Here is a 16611-nt window from a genome sequence, read left to right as displayed (position 1 = left end):
ATGCCTGTGGAAGCCAAGCCAGCCGCCACCGCGCGGACGACGTCCTCCCCGCCCCTCACGGAGCGGCAGGAGGCACGTCGTCGACGCATCCTGCACGCGAGCGCCCAGCTGGCCAGCCGGGGCGGCTTCGACGCGGTGCAGATGCGGGAGGTCGCCGAGTCCTCCCAGGTGGCGCTGGGCACGCTGTACCGCTACTTCCCGTCCAAGGTGCATCTGCTGGTCGCCACCATGCAGGACCAGCTGGAGCACATGCACGGCACGCTGCGGAAGAAGCCGCCGGGCGGCGAGACGGCCGCCGAGCGGGTCGCCGAGACCCTGATGCGGGCCTTCCGGGCGCTCCAGCGCGAGCCGCACCTGGCCGACGCGATGGTACGGGCGCTCACCTTCGCCGACCGCAGTGTCTCGCCGGAGGTCGACCAGGTCTCCCGGCAGACCACGGTGATCATCCTGGACGCGATGGGGCAGGAGGACCCGACCCCCGAGCAGCTCTCCGCGGTCCGCGTCATCGAGCACACCTGGCACTCGGCCCTGATCACCTGGCTCTCGGGGCGCGCCTCCATCGCCCAGGTGAAGATCGACATCGAGACGGTGTGCCGGCTCATCGACCTCACGGCACCGCAGGACACCGAGCCCGGGGGCAACTAGCTTTTGCGCAGGGCTCGTTGACCGAGAGTGAGGACCGTGAACGTCCCGATCACGCCCGTCGCCGCGATGACGAGCCCCGGTCGCAGCCACACGCCCAGCGTCCCGGACAGCGCGATGCCGATGCCCTGGACCGTCATCAGGCCACTGGTCTGGACGGTGAACAGGCGGCCCCGGTACGCGGGTTCGGTGGCGGCGAGGATGAGCGGGTCGAGGCCCTGGTTGCAGGCCATGCCGAGGCCGCAGAGCGCGAGCAGGACCGCCGCGACCGGGACGGTCGGCGTCAAGCAGAAGGCGGTCAGCGGGAGTTGGGAGACCAGCAGCAGCGGGGCGACCAGACGGCGGCGCCGCGCCGGTGACAGGCGGGCGACGGCGAGTTCACCGGCCACCGTGCCGACGGCGTACCCGGTGAAGAGGGCACCGGCCGCGGTGGTGGCCGCGCCGGTCTGGGCCGTGTAGGCGACGGCGAGTCCGTCGCCGACCGCCGCGAAGCCGGGGACCGCCCAGGTGAGCAGGATGAGCCTGCGCAGCGGCGGACGCGAGGCGATGTGCCGCAGCCCGTCCGTCGAGTCCCGTACGACGGCCCGCAGCGAGCGCCCGCCGTCCGGTGCGGCCGCCGGTGTCGCCGGGGTCCACAGGCCGATCAGCGCGGCCGACGCGACGAAGCTGACCGCGTCGGCGAGCAGCAGCCACCGCGGCCCCACCGCCGCCACGGCCACGCTGCCGAGCGCGAACCCCGCCACCACCGCGCTCTGGCTGATCGTCCGCAGCAGCGAGCGCCCGAGCGGGAAGGTCTCCGCGTCCAGCAGCTGGGCCAGGCTCACGGCCCGCGCGCCCTGGAAGAGCGGGGCGATGAAGCCGGTGACCAGCAGCAGCCCCAGCAGGGCGGCGACGGGGAGGCCCGGGATGAGCATGGCCGCGACGCAACCGGCGCTGAGCAGGTCGCAGCAGACCAGCACCGGCCGGGGCGGGAAGCGGTCGGCGAGCGCGGACAGGGCGGTGCCGCCGGCGGCGTACGGCAGGAAGGAGCAGACCAGGACCAGCGCGGACAGCAGCGCGGACCGGGTGCGCTCGAAGATCAGTACGGACAGGGCGACTTCGGCCGCGAGGGTGCCCGCCATGGACACCGCGTGCGCGGCGAACACCGGCCGCATGCCCGGTACGCGCAGCACCGAGCCCAGGCCGGCGGGCGGCGCCGAGGCGGCCGTACGAGCCAATGCCCCTCCCCTGCGGCAGGCTCCCGCCGGGCCCGCCCTGGTACGGGTGCGGGGCGGGCCCGGTGGAGCGTGCTGCGCTGTTTCGTCATGGTGCTCGGTTCACATACTGCTCGTTCGCGTGGTGCTCGTGGCCGCGATTTCAGTGGACGTGACGCATGGCGGCTCACCTCCTCTCAGAGCGCGATCTCCAGGCGGTGCATTCCGTGCTCGGTCACGTTGGGCCGGGGCACGGGTTCGGCGGCCAGGCGGGCCCGCGGGTGGCGGGTGCCGAGGACGCCGAAGACGGTACGGGCCACCAGGACGGCGACCTGGGCGCCGAGGCAGGCGTGCGGGCCCCGGCCGAAGGCGAGATGGCGGTTGGGCGTGCGGTCCCAGCGCAGGGTGTCGGGGGCCGCGAAGACGGCGGGGTCGCGGTTGGCCGCGCCGAGGAACATCGACACGATCTCGCCCTTGCGGACCTTCTGCTCGCCGAGCACGGTGTCGCGTACGCAGGCGCGGCTCTCCACGTGCACCGGACCGGCGTACCGGACCAGCTCGTTGACCGCCTTGTCCGTGGCGACGACGGGCCGTTGCTCCGGCGGGATCCGCAGCAGGGTGAGCAGGCCGGTGACCAGGAAGCGGCTGGCGGTCTGGAAGCCGGCCTGGAGCACGACCCGGAGTGAGTTGAGGAGCACCTCGCGGTCGACGTCCGCGGCGGGCGCCCGCTCCACGGCGCGGGAGGTGAGCCCCTCGGGAAGGTCGCTGTCGAGCAAGTCGCGGACCAGGGCGGTGAGTTCGGAGCGGGCGGCGACGCCGGGCTCATAGCACTCGGGGCGCAGGCTCGCGTCCATGCCGTCGACGATGGTGTTGGACAGCGGTACGAACCAGCCCTGTTCGGGCTCGGGCAGGCCGAGCAGCCGGGTCACGGTGCGCAGGGTGAGCGGCTCGGCGACGCGCGAGACGAAGTCGAAGATCTCGAACTCGCCTGCTGTGGCGAGGAGTTCGTCGAGGCGGGCCCGCACGGTCCGCTCCAACTCCCCCAGGTCCACGGCCTTGAAGCCCTCCAGGAGCAGGTGCCGGACGCGGGTGTGCTCGGGCGGGTCGAGGGTCTGGAGGCTGAGCAGCGAGGGCGGGGTGTCGACGCCGATCCGCCGCCAGTCCTGGCAGAAGGTCTCGGCGTCCCGCAGCGCGGTGAGCGCCTCCTCGTACCCGGTGACCAGCCACGCCTCGATGCCGGGATCCCACAGGACGGGGGCCTGCGCGTGCCACTGCCGGTAGAGGGGGTGCGGATCGAGGAGTACGTCGGGTTCGAGCAGCCGCATGACGTCCGGCGGTTCGGTCATGGTTCCCTGAGACACGCTCACATCGCTGTGGGGCTGCATCGCCCTGTCCCTCCGGCTCGGTACGCGGGGTTGAGGTGACGCTAGCGACGGGGGGAGACGGGAGAAGGGCCGACCGCGGGGGGTCGGCCCACTGCGCGATGTCGGTTCCGGCACTGCGTCAGGTCAGCCCACCGGCTGCGGCCCGCGCACAGCACCCACTGCCTCAAGGGCGTGGGAGGTACCCCCAAGCCGCAAGGCGGAGGAGGGTGTCTCGCCTTCTCGGCGGGGAAGTGGGCGAGCAGCTGCTCGTAGAGGTCGGCGGCGCGCAGTCGCTCCTCTTCCTGCCGGGCCGCCCGCGCGATGCGGCTACTCCTCGGGCGGGAACACCGGCTCCCCGCTGCCCAGCAGGGTGATCACGATCGCCTCTACCGGGCAGTTCTCGGCGGCGTCCAGGATGCGTTCGTTGGCGTCCGTCTCCGGCTCCACCGGGTGCGACTGCATGGCGGAGTCGAGGCGGAACGCGCCCTCGGCCCGGTGCGTGCACTGGGCCGAGCCGATGCAGACGGAGCGGTCGACCTCGACGTGCCAGCGGTCCCCCATGCCGCTCAGCCCTCCCAGCCGGCGGGCAGGTGGATCATCTTGTGTTCGAGGTACTCGCCGTAGCCCTCGGGCCCGAACTCCCGCCCCAGTCCGGAGTTCTTGTAGCCGCCGAAGGGGCCGAGCATGTCGAGGCTGAAGGTGTTGACCGAGTAGGTGCCGGTACGGACCTGCCCCGCGACCTCGATGCCGTGTGCCACGTCGGCCGTCCACACGCTGCCGCTGAGCCCGTAGTCCGAGTCGTTCGCGATCTTCAGCGCCTCGGACTCGTCGCCGTACGGCAGAAGGCAGATGACCGGGCCGAAGATCTCCTCGCGGGCGATGCGCATGGAGTTGTCGACATCGCCGAAGAGGGTCGGCTCGACGTACCAGCCGTGGTCCAGGCCGGGCGGCCGGCCGCCGCCGGTGAGGATCTTGGCGCCCTCCTCCTGGCCGATGCGGATGTAGTCGAGGTTGCGCTGCTGCTGGCGTTTGGCGACCAGCGGGCCGACCTGGGTCGCGGGGTCCAGCGGGTCGCCGACCACCAGCGCGCTCGCGGCCTGCGCGAAGGCGTCCGCGAACTCGTCGTAGCGGGCGCGCGGGACGAGGATGCGGGTCTGGGCCACGCACGCCTGCCCGTTGTTCATCCAGGCGGCGGGCACGACCCCGGCGACGGTGGCCGCCAGGTCCGCGTCCGGCAGCACCACCGCCGCCGACTTGCCGCCCAACTCCAGCGTCACGCGGGTGAGATTGCGCGACGCCACCTCCATCACGCGCTTGCCGGCGGCCACCGACCCGGTGAAGGAGACCTTGTCGACGCCCGGGTGCCCGACGAGGTACTCACTCACCTCGCGGTCGGCGGGCAGGATCGACAGCACGCCCTCGGGCAGCCCGGCCTCGCGGGTGATGTCGGCCAGGATGTAGGCGTCCAGCGGCGACTCCGGCGACGGCTTGAGGATCACGGTGCAGCCGGTGAGCAGCGCGGGCGCGAGCTTGGCGGCGGCGACGAACTGCGGGACGTTCCAGGGCACCACGGCCGCGACGATCCCGACCGGCTCCCGCCGCACCAGGATCTTCCCGAGCACGCCGTCGCGCCGCTCCTCGTACGTGAAGTTCCGCGCGACGGTGATCGCCGCGTCCCACACCATCATCGCGCCGAGCGCCTGCGCGAGCACGCTCCAGGAGTACGGCGACCCGTTCTCGGACGAGATCACGCGCGCGATCTCCTCGTGCCGCACCGCGATCGCGTCCTTGATCCGGGTGACGACCTCGATCCGCTCGTCGAGGGGCATCCGCGGCCAGGGCCCCTCGTCGAAGGCCCGCCGGGCGACCGAGACGGCCCGGTCGACGTCCTCCCGCGAGGCGTGCGGCACCCGCCCGATGACCTCCTCGGTATGCGGCGAGATCACCTCGATGACGTCCTCGCCCAGGGGATCGGTCAACTCCCCGCCGATGAACAGCTGTCCGTGTTCCACGAGCTCGGCCATCACCACTGCCCTCGTTTCTGACGGTGTTTCAGGAACTGATACCAGTTCTAGTTATAGTGAGCAATGGCCGTGGAGCGGAGGACAGATGGCGACGACGTTCGATCATGGTGGAGGCATACGGTCCGTTCAGGTGCCCATTCCGGACAACCCGCTCGGGTACACGCTGGTGTATGTCGTGGACACCGACCGCGGGCCCGTGCTGGTGGACACCGGGTGGGACGACCCCGCCTCCTGGTCGGTGCTCGCCGAGGGGCTGGCCGGCTGCGGGACCTCCGTCGAGGAGATCCACGGGGTCGTGATCACCCATCACCATCCCGACCACCACGGCCTGTCGGGCAAGGTGCGCGATGCCTCCGGCGCGTGGGTCGCGATGCACGCGGCGGACACGGCGATCGTGCGCCGGACGCGGGAGACGCAACCGGGGCGCTGGTTCGCGTACATGACCGACAAGCTCACCGCCGCCGGTGCGCCCGAGGAGCACATCGCGCCCCTGCGTGACGCCGCGCCCCGCACCACCCTGCCGGGCTTCTCCCCCGCCCTCCCCGACCGCGAACTCGTCCCCGGCGAGCTCCTCGACCTCCCGGGGCGGCGGCTGCGCGCGATCTGGACGCCGGGTCACACCCCCGGCCATGTCTGCCTCCACCTGGAGGAGGAACACCCCTCCCAACTCCCCGGCCACGGACGCCTGTTCTCCGGCGACCACCTGCTCCCCGAGATCACCCCGCACATCGGGCTGTACGAGGATCCCGACGACGCCACCGTCACCGACCCGCTCGGCGACTACCTCGACTCCCTGGAGCGGATCGGGCGCCTGGGCGCGGCCGAGGTGCTTCCCGCCCACCAGTACGCCTTCACCGACGGGGCCGCCCGGGTACGGGAGTTGCTCACCCACCACGAGGAACGCCTCGCCGATCTCCGCTCCCTCCTGGTCGAACCGCTCACCCCCTGGCAGCTCGCCGAGCGCATGGAGTGGAACCGGCCCTGGGACCAGATCCCGTACGGATCGAGGAACATCGCGGTGTCGGAGGCCGAGGCACATCTGCGGCGACTGGTGAAGCTGGGGCGGGCGGAGGCGGTGGCGGGGAGCGAGCCGGTGGCATACGTGGCGGTGTAAAAGCGGTCGTGGGTACGGCGGGTGTGCTGCTACCAATGACCATGGATCCCTTGGAGCGGCTGCTTGCCGAGCGTGCCTGTGAGCGTCTCGTCCTCGACTTCGTCCACCGTCTCGACCTCGGTGAACCCGCGTCCGTCGCCGGGCTGTTCACTGAGCACGGGGTGTGGGAGTGGCCGCCTCCGGGGGACGGGCGGCGGTCCGTGGGGCGGGCCGAGTTGCGGGCGTACTTCGGGGCCCGGCCGCCGGACAAGCTCTCGCGGCGCGTCATGTCCAACATCCGGGTCACCCTCACCTCGCCGGACACGGCCGAGGCGACCTCGTACTTCACGACGTACCGGGTCGAAGGCTGGACCGGCGACATGCTCCCGGCCGGCCCGCCGGTCCAAGTGGGCCACTACGAGGACGAGTTCCGGCGGGTCAACGGGCAGTGGCTACTCGCCCACCGCCGCCTGCACCTGCCCTTCGGCGGCCCAACACCTCAGGCCCCCACGAGCCCCGGCCCGTAACCGGCCCGCCTCTCACCCCCGCCATGCCCGGCGCGAAACCAGCCCACCCCCCTCAAGCCCCCGCCTCCCCCAACGCATAGTCCAGGCCCTCGTCGTACGACATCGCCGTGCCCTCGGCGTAGGCCTGTTCGTAGGTCTCGTCGCCGAGGCGGGTGCGGAGGGTGTGTTCGCGGGTGCGGCGGGCGGCGAGTTGCTGGGGGGAGTCCATCTGGGCGCGGCCGAGGAGTTCCCAGATGCGCTGGCCGACGCCCTGCACCCGGGCGGCGAAGCGGCCGTCGCCGCCCGCTGTCTCGGCCTCGGCCAGGATGTCGAGGGTGAAGGCCAGGCCGAAGGTGTTGTGCAGCAGCCGGTGCCCGGTCAGCGCGGCGCGGCAGTTGCGGCGGGCCGCGTCCGTGTCGCCGCTCATGGCGTCCATCTGGGCGACGATGGCGTCGACGAAGGATCTCGACCAGCGTTCACCGCAGCGCACACTGCTGGTGCGGGTCACCCGGGCCGCCTCGCGCGCCTTGTCGAACTCGCCCGCGTACATGTGGCTGTAGACGACTCCGAGGCTGTTCATCACGAGGGCGGAGCCCCGCCAGTCCATGCCGATCAGCAGCCGTGAGTCCGCCGCCAGGGTCTCAAGGGCCTCGGGCATCCGTCCGACGAGAGCGAGATACCCGCCGGTGAGATAGGCGGCGGCCCGGATCATCGCGGGGTCGCCGGTCGCGCGGGCCGCGTCGACGCACCGCTCCCCCCAGGCCTGCATGACTTCGAGGTCGCCCTGGTTCATCGCCACCGCCCCACGCGACCACAGCGCCAGCACCAGGTCCGGGCCCGGCTCGTGCTGCTCGGCCAGCACCCGGTCGAGGCACCACTGGGCATCCCGCGGCATCCCGCAGTTGCGCCACAGGAACCCGGCGCATCCCGCCAGTTCCAGCGCGGCGCCGCCGCCGGGCTCGGCCAGCGCGCAGTCCACCGCGGCCCGCAGGTCGGCGTGCTCGATGAGCACCCGCTCGCACCAGGCCACCTGCCGGCTCGTGTTCCAGTCGGCGCAGGCCTCGCGGGCGAAGTGCCGGTAGTGGTCGCGGTGGCGCAGCCGTACGGCCTCCTCCTCGCCCAGCTCGCGCAGCCAGTCGGCGCCGTACTCGCGGACGGTGTCCAGCAGCCGGAACCGCTCCGGGTCGGTCGGGTGGCGCAGCACGATCGACTGCCGGACCAGCCGCAGCAGCACGCCCGCGACCCGGTCGGCGGGCAGCGGGCCGCCCGCGCAGACCGAGGTGGCGGCGCCCGTGGTGAACGTACCGGCGAAGACCGACAGCCGGGCCCACAGCAGCCGTTCCAGCGGCGCGCACAGCTCGTGGCTCCAGCCGATGGTGGTGCGCAGGGTCCAGTGGCGGGGCGGTCCCTCGCCCTCCTGGTCGGCGGCGAGGATGTCGAGGCGGGAGCCGAGGTGGTCGGCGAGGAGTTCGTGGAGCTTCTCCAGGGGGTACAACGCGAGCCGGGCGGCGGCCAGTTCGATCGCCAGCGGGATGCCGTCGAGGATCCGGCAGATGTCGGCGACGCGTTCCCGGGCCGTGTCGTCCAGGGCGAGGGCGGGGTCGACGGCGGCGGCCCGCTGCACGAACAGGGCGTCGGCCTCGCTCACCGGCAGCGGCTCGACCTCCAGCATCCGCTCCCCGGGCAGCCCCAGCCGTTCCCTGCTGGTGGCGAGGATCCGCAGCCCGGGTGCGGCGGCCAGCAGGTCGGCGACGAGGGCCGCGCAGTCCGGCAGCACGTGTTCACAGGAGTCGAGGACGAGCAGCAGCCGTTTGTCGCCCGCCCAGAGACACAGCGCCTCGATCACCGACCCGGCCGTCTGGTCGGCGAGCCGCAACGCCTCCATCACGGCGAGCGGCAGTTGGCCCCCGGGCCGCAGCCAGGACAGCTCCACCACCCAGACCCCGTCGGGAAACGCCTCCCGGGCCGCCTCCGCCGCCCGCAGCGCGAGCCGCGTCTTGCCCACCCCGCCGACCCCGACCAGGGTCAGCAGCCGGGCTCCGCCACCGTCCGTCCCGAACTCCCCCGCGATCCAGGCCAGTTCGTCACGGCGGCCGATGAAGACCCGGGCGTCGGACGGCAGGTTCCCCGGTCCGCGCACATCCTTCTTCCCAGACACGCGGACCAGTGTGGAGGTTTCGCAACGACACCTGCGCGACACCGTCATAGACGACAGAAAGATCACGCCGATTGGACACTTCGCGGCACTTTCCGACGAGTTGCGCTCAAGTCCATGTCGGCATGCGACGAAGGGTGGATATTCGGACATCGTCGCAGGGTGGCAACGGAGAGTGAGGAAGGGGTGCCGTGAACCTCGTGCACACGATGCCGATCACACCGGTCCTGATCGGACCGCTGCTGGCCTGCGTCCGGCTGAGCTTCCGGCGCACGGTGGTCGTCTCCGGATGCGCGCTGGTGCTGGCCCTGGCGATCGGCGCGTGGACGGGCGCCCTCGGCTCGATCGGGTTCCGCGTCGAGTACGGCGGACTGGTGCTGGCCTGTGCCGTCGTCCCGTACACGGCCCGCCACCGCGCGGCCCTGGAGGCGGCCGGCGCCCGGGCCCGCGAGGTGGCCCGCTCCACCCAGCGCCTGATCCTGCGCCCGCTCTCCCGCGACCTGGCCGGCACCCGCATCTGCACCCGCTACCACTGCGCCGCCCCCGAGTCCGACATCGGCGGCGACCTGTACGACGTGGCGGTTACGCCGTACGGCCTGCGCGTCCTGGTCGGCGATGTCCGCGGCCACGGCCTGGAGGCGCTGCGGCTGACCGCGGCCACCATCGCCGCCTTCCGCGAACTGGCGTACACCGCACCCGATCTGCCCGCCCTCGTCACCGACCTCGACAAGCGGCTGACCCCGGAGCTGGAGGCGGAGGACTTCGTGACCGCCGTGCTCGCCGAGTTCGGGCCGGGCGAGGTACGGCTGGTCAACTGCGGGCATCCGGCGCCCCTTCGGGCCGGACGCCGCGTCGAGCTGCTCGAACCCTTCGTGCCGGTACCGCCGTTGGGACTGCGGCCCGATCCACGCCAGTACCGGGTGCGGCTACAGCCCGGCGACCGGCTGCTCCTCTACACCGACGGTCTCACCGAGGCCCGCGCCGCCGACGGCACGCCGTTCCCGCTGCTCACGGAGGCCTGCCGGGCCCTGCGCGAACCGCTCCCCGACGACGCGCTCGACTCCCTGTACGCCCGGGTCGTCGCCCACACCGGCGCCCGCCCCACCGACGACCTGGCCCTGGTCCTGTGCCAGCCGGCCGAGGTGCCGGTGCCGCTCATGTCCTCCAGTACGTCCTGATCAACTCCTCGGCGTCACCGAGGAGTTCGACCTCCCGCACACTCATGGTCGGATTGCGGGAACGCCGCCGCCGGGCCTCCGCGAGCCCCTCCTCGGTGAGCCGGGAGGGGTCGGTGAGCAGGGCGGCGAGCCCCGCGCGGGCCAGGTCGGACAGATGGGCCAACGGCCCGTCGTCGACGGCGACCTGGGCGAGGATGACGGCGGACATGCCCCAGTCGAGGGCGGGGTCCCCTTCCTCCGCGTTGCTCCAGTCGATCACCACGGGCCGCCCGCCCCCGGTGAGCATCACATTGTCCGGATGCAGGTCGAGATGCAGGACCCGCCCGCTCCCGGTGAGCCCCGGAACGCCGTGCAACTGCCGCAGCAGCCCGGCCAGCACCTCCCCGCCCTCCCGCACACCGATCGTCCCGGCCCCGAACGCCTCCAGCATGGTCACCCCGGCCACCCGCTCCATCACCAGCTCGGTCCGCGTGGAGTCGGCGAGCCGGACGCGGGGCACGGGATAGCCGTACGCGCGCACATGCTCCATGACCGCGCCCTCGGCGAGCGCATCGCCCCAGCCCTCGCGGTTGCGCCGCAGCACCCAGGTGCCGTCGATCTCGTACACGTCGCAGGTGCGGCCGGAGCCGAGCAGTTTCCCCGTGGTCCCCATGCCCTGGAAACTACCGGTCGCAAGCCCGCCCCACCGCCCCTCTCACAGCCACCCCTCAGGGTCCTGGTTACGGGCGGGTATGGTTGCGGAGTCGTCATCACACCCGTACGGGGGGAAGCCGGTGCAATTCCGGCGCTGACCCGCAACCGTGAGCCGTCCTACTCTCTGGGACCGGCGAGCCGGACTGCCCCGCGCGGAACGTGACCGGCTCAGGTGTGTCGGCAGTCCGCCGGCGCACGGCACCGTCGAGGAATACGGAGCCGAGCCGCCCGGGGTGTCCCCGTGCTGCCCGGCTCCCCACCGGGAGAGGCACCCACCGATCATGAACGTCGTCCGCCGCAGCGCCGCGGCCCTGGCCGCCACCGCAGTGATCGGCACCGCGACCCCGGCACTCGCCGCGACCCCTTCGCCCTCGCCGTCGGTGGCGATACCCGACGGGCTGTACGGCACCACCGACCCGACGTACGACGGTGTCTGGCGCCAGTCGCTGGCCCTGCTCGCGCAGCGCACGGTCGGTGTCGAGCCGGCCCGCAAGGCCACGGACTGGCTGGCGGGGCAGCAGTGCGCGAACGGTGCCTTCGCCGCCTTCCGCGACGGCGCGGACGCGCCCTGCAAGGCCGACACCAACAGCACGGGGGCCGCGGTGCAGGCGCTCGCGGAGGTCGGCGGTCACGACGCCGAGGTCGGCAAGGCGGTGCGCTGGCTGAAGTCGGTGCAGAACAAGGACGGCGGCTGGGGCTACTACGCGGGTGGCGCGAGCGACGCGAACTCGACGTCGGTGGTGATCGGCGCGCTCGCCCAGGGCGGGGTGACCGTGCCCAATCTGCGCACGGGCGGGAAGTCGCCGTACGACGCGCTGCTGAAGCTGGCGTTGCCGTGCGGCGGGAAGGACGGGGGTGCGTTCGCTTACCAGCCGGACAAGAAGGGGGAGTTGACGGCCAACGCGGACGCGACGGCCGCGGCGGCGCTGGGTCTGCGGGGCGAGACGCTGGCGGGCAGCCGTCAGGACGAGGACGACTCCGCCGCGCACTGCGAGAAGGGCGAAGAGCCGGAACGGGCCGGGACCAACGGCGCGGCCTGGCTCGCGAAGACCCTGGCGAAGGACGGCCACCTGACGACGGCCCTCCCCGGCGCCGAGCCCCAGCCGGACTACGGCAACACGGCCGACGCGGTGGTCGCCCTCGCCGCCTCGGGCCTGGGCGCCAAGGCCACGAAGCCGCTGCGCTGGCTGGAGTCCAACGCGGGCGCCTGGGCGGCGAAGGCGGGCCCGGCCGCGTACGCCCAGCTGATCTTCGCGGCTGCCGCCACGCCGGGTGGCGATGTGCACGACTTCGGCGGCGAGGACCTGGTGGCCGAGCTCAACGCGACGGGCCCGAAGCCGGAGGGGGTGGACGACGATCCGACGGCGACGGCGAGCAGCACGAAGAGCGACGAGGGCGGCCTGGGCGTCGCCTGGACGGTCGGCGGTGGCCTGCTCATCGGCGCGCTGATCGGCTTCGCGCTGATGCTCCGGGGCCGGAGGCGTCAGCAGTGATCCGCCGAGCCGCCGTGGCACTGGCCGCGCTGTTCCTGACCTTCTCGGCGGGTGCACCGGCCCATGCCACGTCCTACCGCTACTGGTCCTTCTGGACCTACGACGCCTCCCACTGGACGTACGCCACCCAGGGCCCGTCGACGATCCGCCCCACCGACGGCGAGGTCCAGGGCTTCCGCTTCGCGGTGAGCGAGGACTCGACGGAGGCGGCCAGGCCGCGGGGGCCGGTCTCCTTCGGGGCGATCTGCGCGCGAACCCCGGCGCGGGAGGACCGCAAACGGGTGGCCCTGGTGATCGACTTCGGCACAGAGCCGGACGCCCCGGCGGGCGAGACCCCACCGACCCGCCGCACGGCATGCGCCCTGGCGCCTTCGGACGCGACGACAGCGGAAGCCCTTGCGGCAGTGGCGAAACCCCTGCGCTACGACACGAACGCCCTCCTGTGCGCGATCGCGGGCTACCCGGAACGGGGCTGCGGCGAGCCGCTGACGACGGCAACGCCCGCGAGCGAGAAGGGGACGGGCCCGTCGGTGGGCCTGTGGGCGGGAGCGGCGGCCGTTGCGGTACTGGGCGCGGCAGCGGTGTGGCAGACGCGACGGCGCAGGCATGTCTGAGGTACCCACCCCCACACAACTCCACCCCGCCGCCTGGTGGCTCTGGTCCCTCTCCCTCGGCACCGCGGCCACCCGCACCACCAACCCCCTCCTCCTCACCCTCCTCATCACCACCTCCGCGTACGTCGTGGCGACCTGCCGCCCCACCACCCCCCACTCCCACCCCTACTCCGCCTTCCTCAAACTCGCCCTCACCGTCCTCCTCGTCCGCCTCCTGTTCGCCACCGCCTTCGGCTCCCCCCTCCCCGGCACCCACACCCTCCTCACCCTCCCCGAAGTCCCCCTCCCCCACTGGGCCCAGGGCATCCGCATAGGCGGCAGGATCACCGCCGAGACGCTCACCTTCGCCTTCTACGACGGCCTGAAACTGGCCACCCTCCTGATCTGCGTGGGCGCGGCGAACGCGCTCGCAAGCCCCACCCGCCTGCTCAAGTCCCTCCCCGGCGCCCTGTACGAAATGGGCGTGGCGGTGGTCGTGGCCCTCACCTTCGCCCCGAACCTCATCGCCGACGTCCGCCGCCTGCGCGCCGCCCGCCGCCTCCGGGGCCGCCCCGACAAGGGCCTGCGCGGCCTGCTCCAGGTGGGCCTCCCCGTCCTCGAAGGCGCCCTGGAACGCTCCGTCGCCCTCGCCGCGGCGATGGACGCCCGCGGTTACGGCCGTACCGCCGAGGTCCCGGCCCCCGTCCGCCGTACGACCACCGCCCTCACCCTCGGCGGCCTGCTCGGCGTCTGCGCGGGAACGTACGGCCTGCTGACCGCCGAAGGCGGCGCCTACGGCCTCCCCCTCCTCCTCGCCGGCCTCACCGCGGCCCTCACCGGCCTGCGCCTGGGCGGCCGCCGCACGCCCCGCACCCGTTACCGCCCCGACCGCTGGGACGCCCGGGCCTGTCTGGTCGCCGCCTCCGGCATGGCGGTCGCCGCCGCGCTCACCCTCGCCTCCGCCCAGGACCCCACCGCCCTCCACCCGGGCGTGATCCCCCTGGTCGCCCCCGCCCTTCCCCTCTGGCCGGCCGCGGCCGTACTCCTCGGCCTCCTCCCCGCCTTCATCGCGCCATCCCCCAAGGAGCCGTCGTGATCCGCTTCAAAGACGTCTCCGTCACCTACGCCGGAGCCACCGAACCCACCGTCAGGAACGTGGACTTCGAGGTCCCGGAGGGCGAACTCGTCCTCCTGGTGGGCCCGTCCGGCACCGGAAAGTCGACGATCCTCAACGCGGTCAGCGGCCTGGTCCCCCACTTCACCGGCGGCACCCTGCGCGGCCGGGTCACGGTCGCGGGCCGCGACACCCGCACGCACAAGCCCCGCGAACTGGCCGACGTGGTGGGCACGGTGGGCCAGGACCCGCTCTCCCACTTCGTGACGGACACGGTCGAGGACGAACTCGCCTACGGCATGGAGTCGTTGGGCCTGCCGCCCACGGTGATGCGCCGCCGCGTCGAGGAAACCCTGGACCTCCTGGGCCTGACCGACCTCCGCACCCGCCCCATCGCCACCCTCTCCGGCGGCCAACAGCAACGAGTGGCGATCGGCTCGGTCCTCACCCCCCACCCCCGCGCCCTGATCCTCGACGAACCGACATCGGCCCTGGACCCGGCGGCGGCGGAAGAAGTCCTGGCAGTCCTCCAACGCCTGGTCCACGACCTGGGCACCACCATCCTCATGGCCGAACACCGCCTGGAACGAGTCATCCAGTACGCCGACCAGGTCGCCGTCCTGCCGGCACCGGGAGCAACACCGGCGCTCGGCACGCCGGCCGAGATGATGGCCGTGTCGCCGGTGTACCCCCCGGTGGTGGACCTGGGCCGCCTGGCAGGCTGGACACCCCTACCACTGACGGTCAGAGACGCACGGCGAAGGGCAGCAAGCCTGCGCAACCAACTGACGCAGCCTGCAAGCGCCCCCAAGGGGCGCGGGGAACTGCGCGACCAGCCACACGCAACCCGCAGCCGCCAACACCCGGCACCCCCCGAGCTGGCAGGCGCCCACTCCCTCTCCGTAACCCGCGCCCGCATCCAAGCCCTCCGCAACATCACCCTCACCATCACCCCCGGCGAGACGGTCGCCCTCATGGGCCGCAACGGCGCCGGAAAGTCCACCCTCCTCAACACCCTGGTAGGCCTGACCAAACCGTCATCCGGCGAAGTACACGTAGGCGGCGCAACCCCACACCGCACCCCACCCCCCGCCCTGATCCGCCGAGTGGGCCTGGTCCCCCAGGACCCCCGCGACCTCCTCTACGCCGAAACGGTCGCCGCCGAGTGCAGGGCCGCCGACCAGGACGCCCAGGCCACCCCCGGCACCTGCCGCGCCCTCCTCTCCGACCTCCTCCCGGGCATACCGGACACCACCCACCCCCGGGACCTCTCCGAAGGCCAGCGCCTCACCCTCGCGCTCGCGGTCGTCCTGACCGCCCGCCCACCCCTGCTCCTCCTCGACGAGCCGACCCGAGGCCTGGACTACGCGGCGAAGTCCCGCCTGGCCACTCTGCTGCGCACCCTCGCCGCCGAGGGCCACGCGATCGTCCTGGCCACCCACGACGTCGAACTGGCCGCGGAGATCGCCCACCGGGTGATCCTGCTGGCCGACGGAGAGGTGATCGCGGACGGCCCGGCGGCCGATGTGGTCACGGCCTCCCCCTCCTTCGCGCCGCAGGTCAGCAAGATCCTGGCCCCCCAGAAATGGCTCACGGTGACCGAGGTGAGGGAGGCCCTGCGGTGAAGGTCGTCCACCTCGGCCCCCGCTCCGTCGCGGCCCTCGTCCTCGTCAGCGCGGTGGGCATCGCCGCCCTCGGCTGGCCCTTCCTCGCCCCGCCGACCTCCCAGGTCGGCGCGCACGCCGCCGACGCCCCCTGGTTCTTCGCCGGCCTCCTCGTCCTCCTCGTGCTCGTCCTGGCCGCGACGATCTCGGAGTCGGGCCTGGGCCCGAAGGCCGTCGCGATGCTCGGCGTCCTCGCGGCGACCGGCGCCGCCCTGCGCCCCCTCGGCGCGGGCACGGCCGGCATCGAGCCGATGTTCTTCCTCATGGTCCTCAGCGGACGCGTCCTCGGCCCCGGCTTCGGCTTCACCCTCGGCTCGCTGTCGATGTTCGCGTCTGCGCTGCTCACCGGCGGGGTGGGGCCGTGGATGCCGTTCCAGATGCTGGCGCTGGGCTGGTTCGCGATGGGCGCGGGCCTGCTGCCGGGGGCGGAGCGCCTGCGCGGCCGGGCCGAGCTCGCGCTGCTGGCCGGCTACGGGTTCCTCGCCGCGTTCGCCTACGGCACGGTCACCAACCTCGCCGGCTGGCCCTTCATGCAGGGCCAGGCCTCGAACATCGCCTTCCAGCCGGACGGCTCGGTCCCCGCCAACCTGGCCCGCTTCCTCCTCTACTGCCTGGCCACCTCGCTGGGCTGGGACCTGGGCCGGGCGCTGTGCACGGTCGTACTGACCTTCTTCCTCGGCCCGGCCGTGCTCAGGGCGCTACGCAGAGCCACCCGGCGCGCGGCGTTCGAGACCGCGGTCACATTCGAGGCCCGTTGACCGGTGAACCACCCCACATGACCCATGTCACCCACTACCTGATCTAGTAGTGCATATCGGACGCCATGTCCACGTCATAACCACGTTTGACCTGCACATAGAGATCCAGCTCACACCCGCCACACGCACCCCACATGCGAC

Annotated in this window: 15 protein-coding genes and 1 riboswitch; of the genes, 9 read left to right on the top strand and 6 right to left on the bottom strand. The window is 72.8% G+C overall.

The window, feature by feature from the left end; genetic code table 11:
• Entirely contained in the window at positions 1-645 is a 645-nt protein-coding gene (locus MQP27_RS02980) for a TetR family transcriptional regulator (protein ID WP_242760604.1), read from the top strand.
• Here MQP27_RS02980 and MQP27_RS02975 read toward each other — a convergent pair.
• The 4 genes from MQP27_RS02975 to MQP27_RS02960 form a co-directional block, all read right to left on the bottom strand.
• Entirely contained in the window at positions 642-1859 is a 1218-nt protein-coding gene (locus MQP27_RS02975; RefSeq protein WP_242760603.1) for an MFS transporter, read from the bottom strand. The two genes, MQP27_RS02980 and MQP27_RS02975, sit on opposite strands and share 4 nt — an antisense overlap.
• Before the next feature lie 173 nt (positions 1860-2032).
• Entirely contained in the window at positions 2033-3181 is a 1149-nt protein-coding gene (locus MQP27_RS02970) for a cytochrome P450 (protein ID WP_242760602.1), read from the bottom strand.
• A 345-nt stretch (positions 3182-3526) separates the two neighbouring features.
• Positions 3527-3760 (bottom strand): ferredoxin, encoded by a 234-nt coding sequence (locus tag MQP27_RS02965; protein WP_242760601.1) that lies wholly within the window; start codon positions 3758-3760, stop codon positions 3527-3529.
• 5 nt (positions 3761-3765) lie between these two features.
• On the bottom strand, positions 3766-5223 hold the full coding sequence (locus MQP27_RS02960; protein ID WP_242760600.1) for an aldehyde dehydrogenase: 1458 nt from the start codon (positions 5221-5223) through the stop codon (positions 3766-3768).
• Positions 5224-5308: 85 nt separating this feature from the next.
• Here MQP27_RS02960 and MQP27_RS02955 point away from each other — a divergent pair, with 85 nt between their 5' ends.
• Both MQP27_RS02955 and MQP27_RS02950 read left to right on the top strand, forming a co-directional pair.
• Positions 5309-6337 carry a Strvi_7410 family MBL fold metallo-hydrolase gene (locus MQP27_RS02955; RefSeq protein ID WP_242760599.1) on the top strand — a complete coding sequence of 343 codons (1029 nt, stop codon included), beginning with the start codon at positions 5309-5311 and terminating at the stop codon, positions 6335-6337.
• 41 nt (positions 6338-6378) lie between these two features.
• Positions 6379-6843, top strand: coding sequence for a nuclear transport factor 2 family protein (locus tag MQP27_RS02950; protein WP_242761372.1), 465 nt, complete (start codon positions 6379-6381; stop codon positions 6841-6843).
• Positions 6844-6895: 52 nt separating this feature from the next.
• On the opposite strand, the gene MQP27_RS02945 is transcribed toward MQP27_RS02950, so the two are convergent.
• Positions 6896-8980, bottom strand: coding sequence for an ATP-binding protein (locus tag MQP27_RS02945; RefSeq protein ID WP_242760598.1), 2085 nt, complete (start codon positions 8978-8980; stop codon positions 6896-6898).
• 188 nt (positions 8981-9168) lie between these two features.
• Between MQP27_RS02945 and MQP27_RS02940 the strand changes: the two genes are divergently transcribed.
• Positions 9169-10155, top strand: a complete 987-nt coding sequence (locus MQP27_RS02940; RefSeq protein WP_242760597.1) for a PP2C family protein-serine/threonine phosphatase — start codon at positions 9169-9171, stop codon at positions 10153-10155.
• Here MQP27_RS02940 and MQP27_RS02935 read toward each other — a convergent pair.
• Complete coding sequence (locus tag MQP27_RS02935; RefSeq protein ID WP_242760596.1) at positions 10133-10807, bottom strand: phosphotransferase; 675 nt, start codon at positions 10805-10807, stop codon at positions 10133-10135. The genes MQP27_RS02940 and MQP27_RS02935 overlap by 23 nt on opposite strands.
• A 57-nt stretch (positions 10808-10864) precedes the next feature.
• Positions 10865-11015: riboswitch (cobalamin riboswitch) on the top strand.
• A 114-nt stretch (positions 11016-11129) separates the two neighbouring features.
• Here MQP27_RS02935 and MQP27_RS02930 point away from each other — a divergent pair.
• From MQP27_RS02930 to MQP27_RS02905, 5 genes are read left to right on the top strand one after another with little or no spacing between them, the layout of a single operon-like run.
• Positions 11130-12341 carry an SCO2321 family membrane protein gene (locus tag MQP27_RS02930; RefSeq protein ID WP_242760595.1) on the top strand — a complete coding sequence of 404 codons (1212 nt, stop codon included), beginning with the start codon at positions 11130-11132 and terminating at the stop codon, positions 12339-12341.
• Positions 12338-12955 (top strand): SCO2322 family protein, encoded by a 618-nt coding sequence (locus tag MQP27_RS02925; protein ID WP_372511125.1) that lies wholly within the window; start codon positions 12338-12340, stop codon positions 12953-12955. The genes MQP27_RS02930 and MQP27_RS02925 overlap by 4 nt, the downstream gene beginning before the upstream one ends.
• Positions 12948-14030, top strand: a complete 1083-nt coding sequence (locus MQP27_RS02915; protein ID WP_242760594.1) for a CbiQ family ECF transporter T component — start codon at positions 12948-12950, stop codon at positions 14028-14030. The genes MQP27_RS02925 and MQP27_RS02915 overlap by 8 nt, the downstream gene beginning before the upstream one ends.
• Positions 14027-15673 (top strand): ABC transporter ATP-binding protein, encoded by a 1647-nt coding sequence (locus MQP27_RS02910; protein WP_242760593.1) that lies wholly within the window; start codon positions 14027-14029, stop codon positions 15671-15673. The genes MQP27_RS02915 and MQP27_RS02910 overlap by 4 nt, the downstream gene beginning before the upstream one ends.
• Entirely contained in the window at positions 15634-16470 is an 837-nt protein-coding gene (locus tag MQP27_RS02905) for an ECF transporter S component (protein ID WP_242760592.1), read from the top strand. Before MQP27_RS02910 ends, MQP27_RS02905 begins: the two co-directional genes overlap by 40 nt.
• The last annotated feature ends 141 nt before the right edge of the window (positions 16471-16611 follow it).

Origin of the sequence: Streptomyces cylindrosporus (genome assembly GCF_022698165.1) — a bacterium.
Taxonomy (GTDB): Bacteria; Actinomycetota; Actinomycetes; order Streptomycetales; family Streptomycetaceae; genus Streptomyces; species Streptomyces cylindrosporus.
Note: the sequence above shows the minus strand (reverse complement) of the source record. Positions and strands in the feature narration are given on the sequence as shown.

Bases quoted from the DNA above. Each gene is read 5' to 3' on its own strand.
- MQP27_RS02980 (WP_242760604.1), top strand. From the start codon at position 1: ATGCCTGTGGAAGCCAAGCCAGCCGCCACCGCGCGGACGACGTCCTCC.
- MQP27_RS02970 (WP_242760602.1), bottom strand. From the start codon at position 3,181: ATGACCGAACCGCCGGACGTCATGCGGCTGCTCGAACCCGACGTACTC.
- MQP27_RS02965 (WP_242760601.1), bottom strand. From the start codon at position 3,760: ATGGGGGACCGCTGGCACGTCGAGGTCGACCGCTCCGTCTGCATCGGC.
- MQP27_RS02960 (WP_242760600.1), bottom strand. From the start codon at position 5,223: ATGGCCGAGCTCGTGGAACACGGACAGCTGTTCATCGGCGGGGAGTTG.
- MQP27_RS02955 (WP_242760599.1), top strand. From the start codon at position 5,309: ATGGCGACGACGTTCGATCATGGTGGAGGCATACGGTCCGTTCAGGTG.
- MQP27_RS02950 (WP_242761372.1), top strand. From the start codon at position 6,379: ATGGATCCCTTGGAGCGGCTGCTTGCCGAGCGTGCCTGTGAGCGTCTC.
- MQP27_RS02935 (WP_242760596.1), bottom strand. From the start codon at position 10,807: ATGGGGACCACGGGGAAACTGCTCGGCTCCGGCCGCACCTGCGACGTG.
- MQP27_RS02930 (WP_242760595.1), top strand. From the start codon at position 11,130: ATGAACGTCGTCCGCCGCAGCGCCGCGGCCCTGGCCGCCACCGCAGTG.
- MQP27_RS02915 (WP_242760594.1), top strand. From the start codon at position 12,948: ATGTCTGAGGTACCCACCCCCACACAACTCCACCCCGCCGCCTGGTGG.
- MQP27_RS02905 (WP_242760592.1), top strand. From the start codon at position 15,634: ATGGCTCACGGTGACCGAGGTGAGGGAGGCCCTGCGGTGAAGGTCGTC.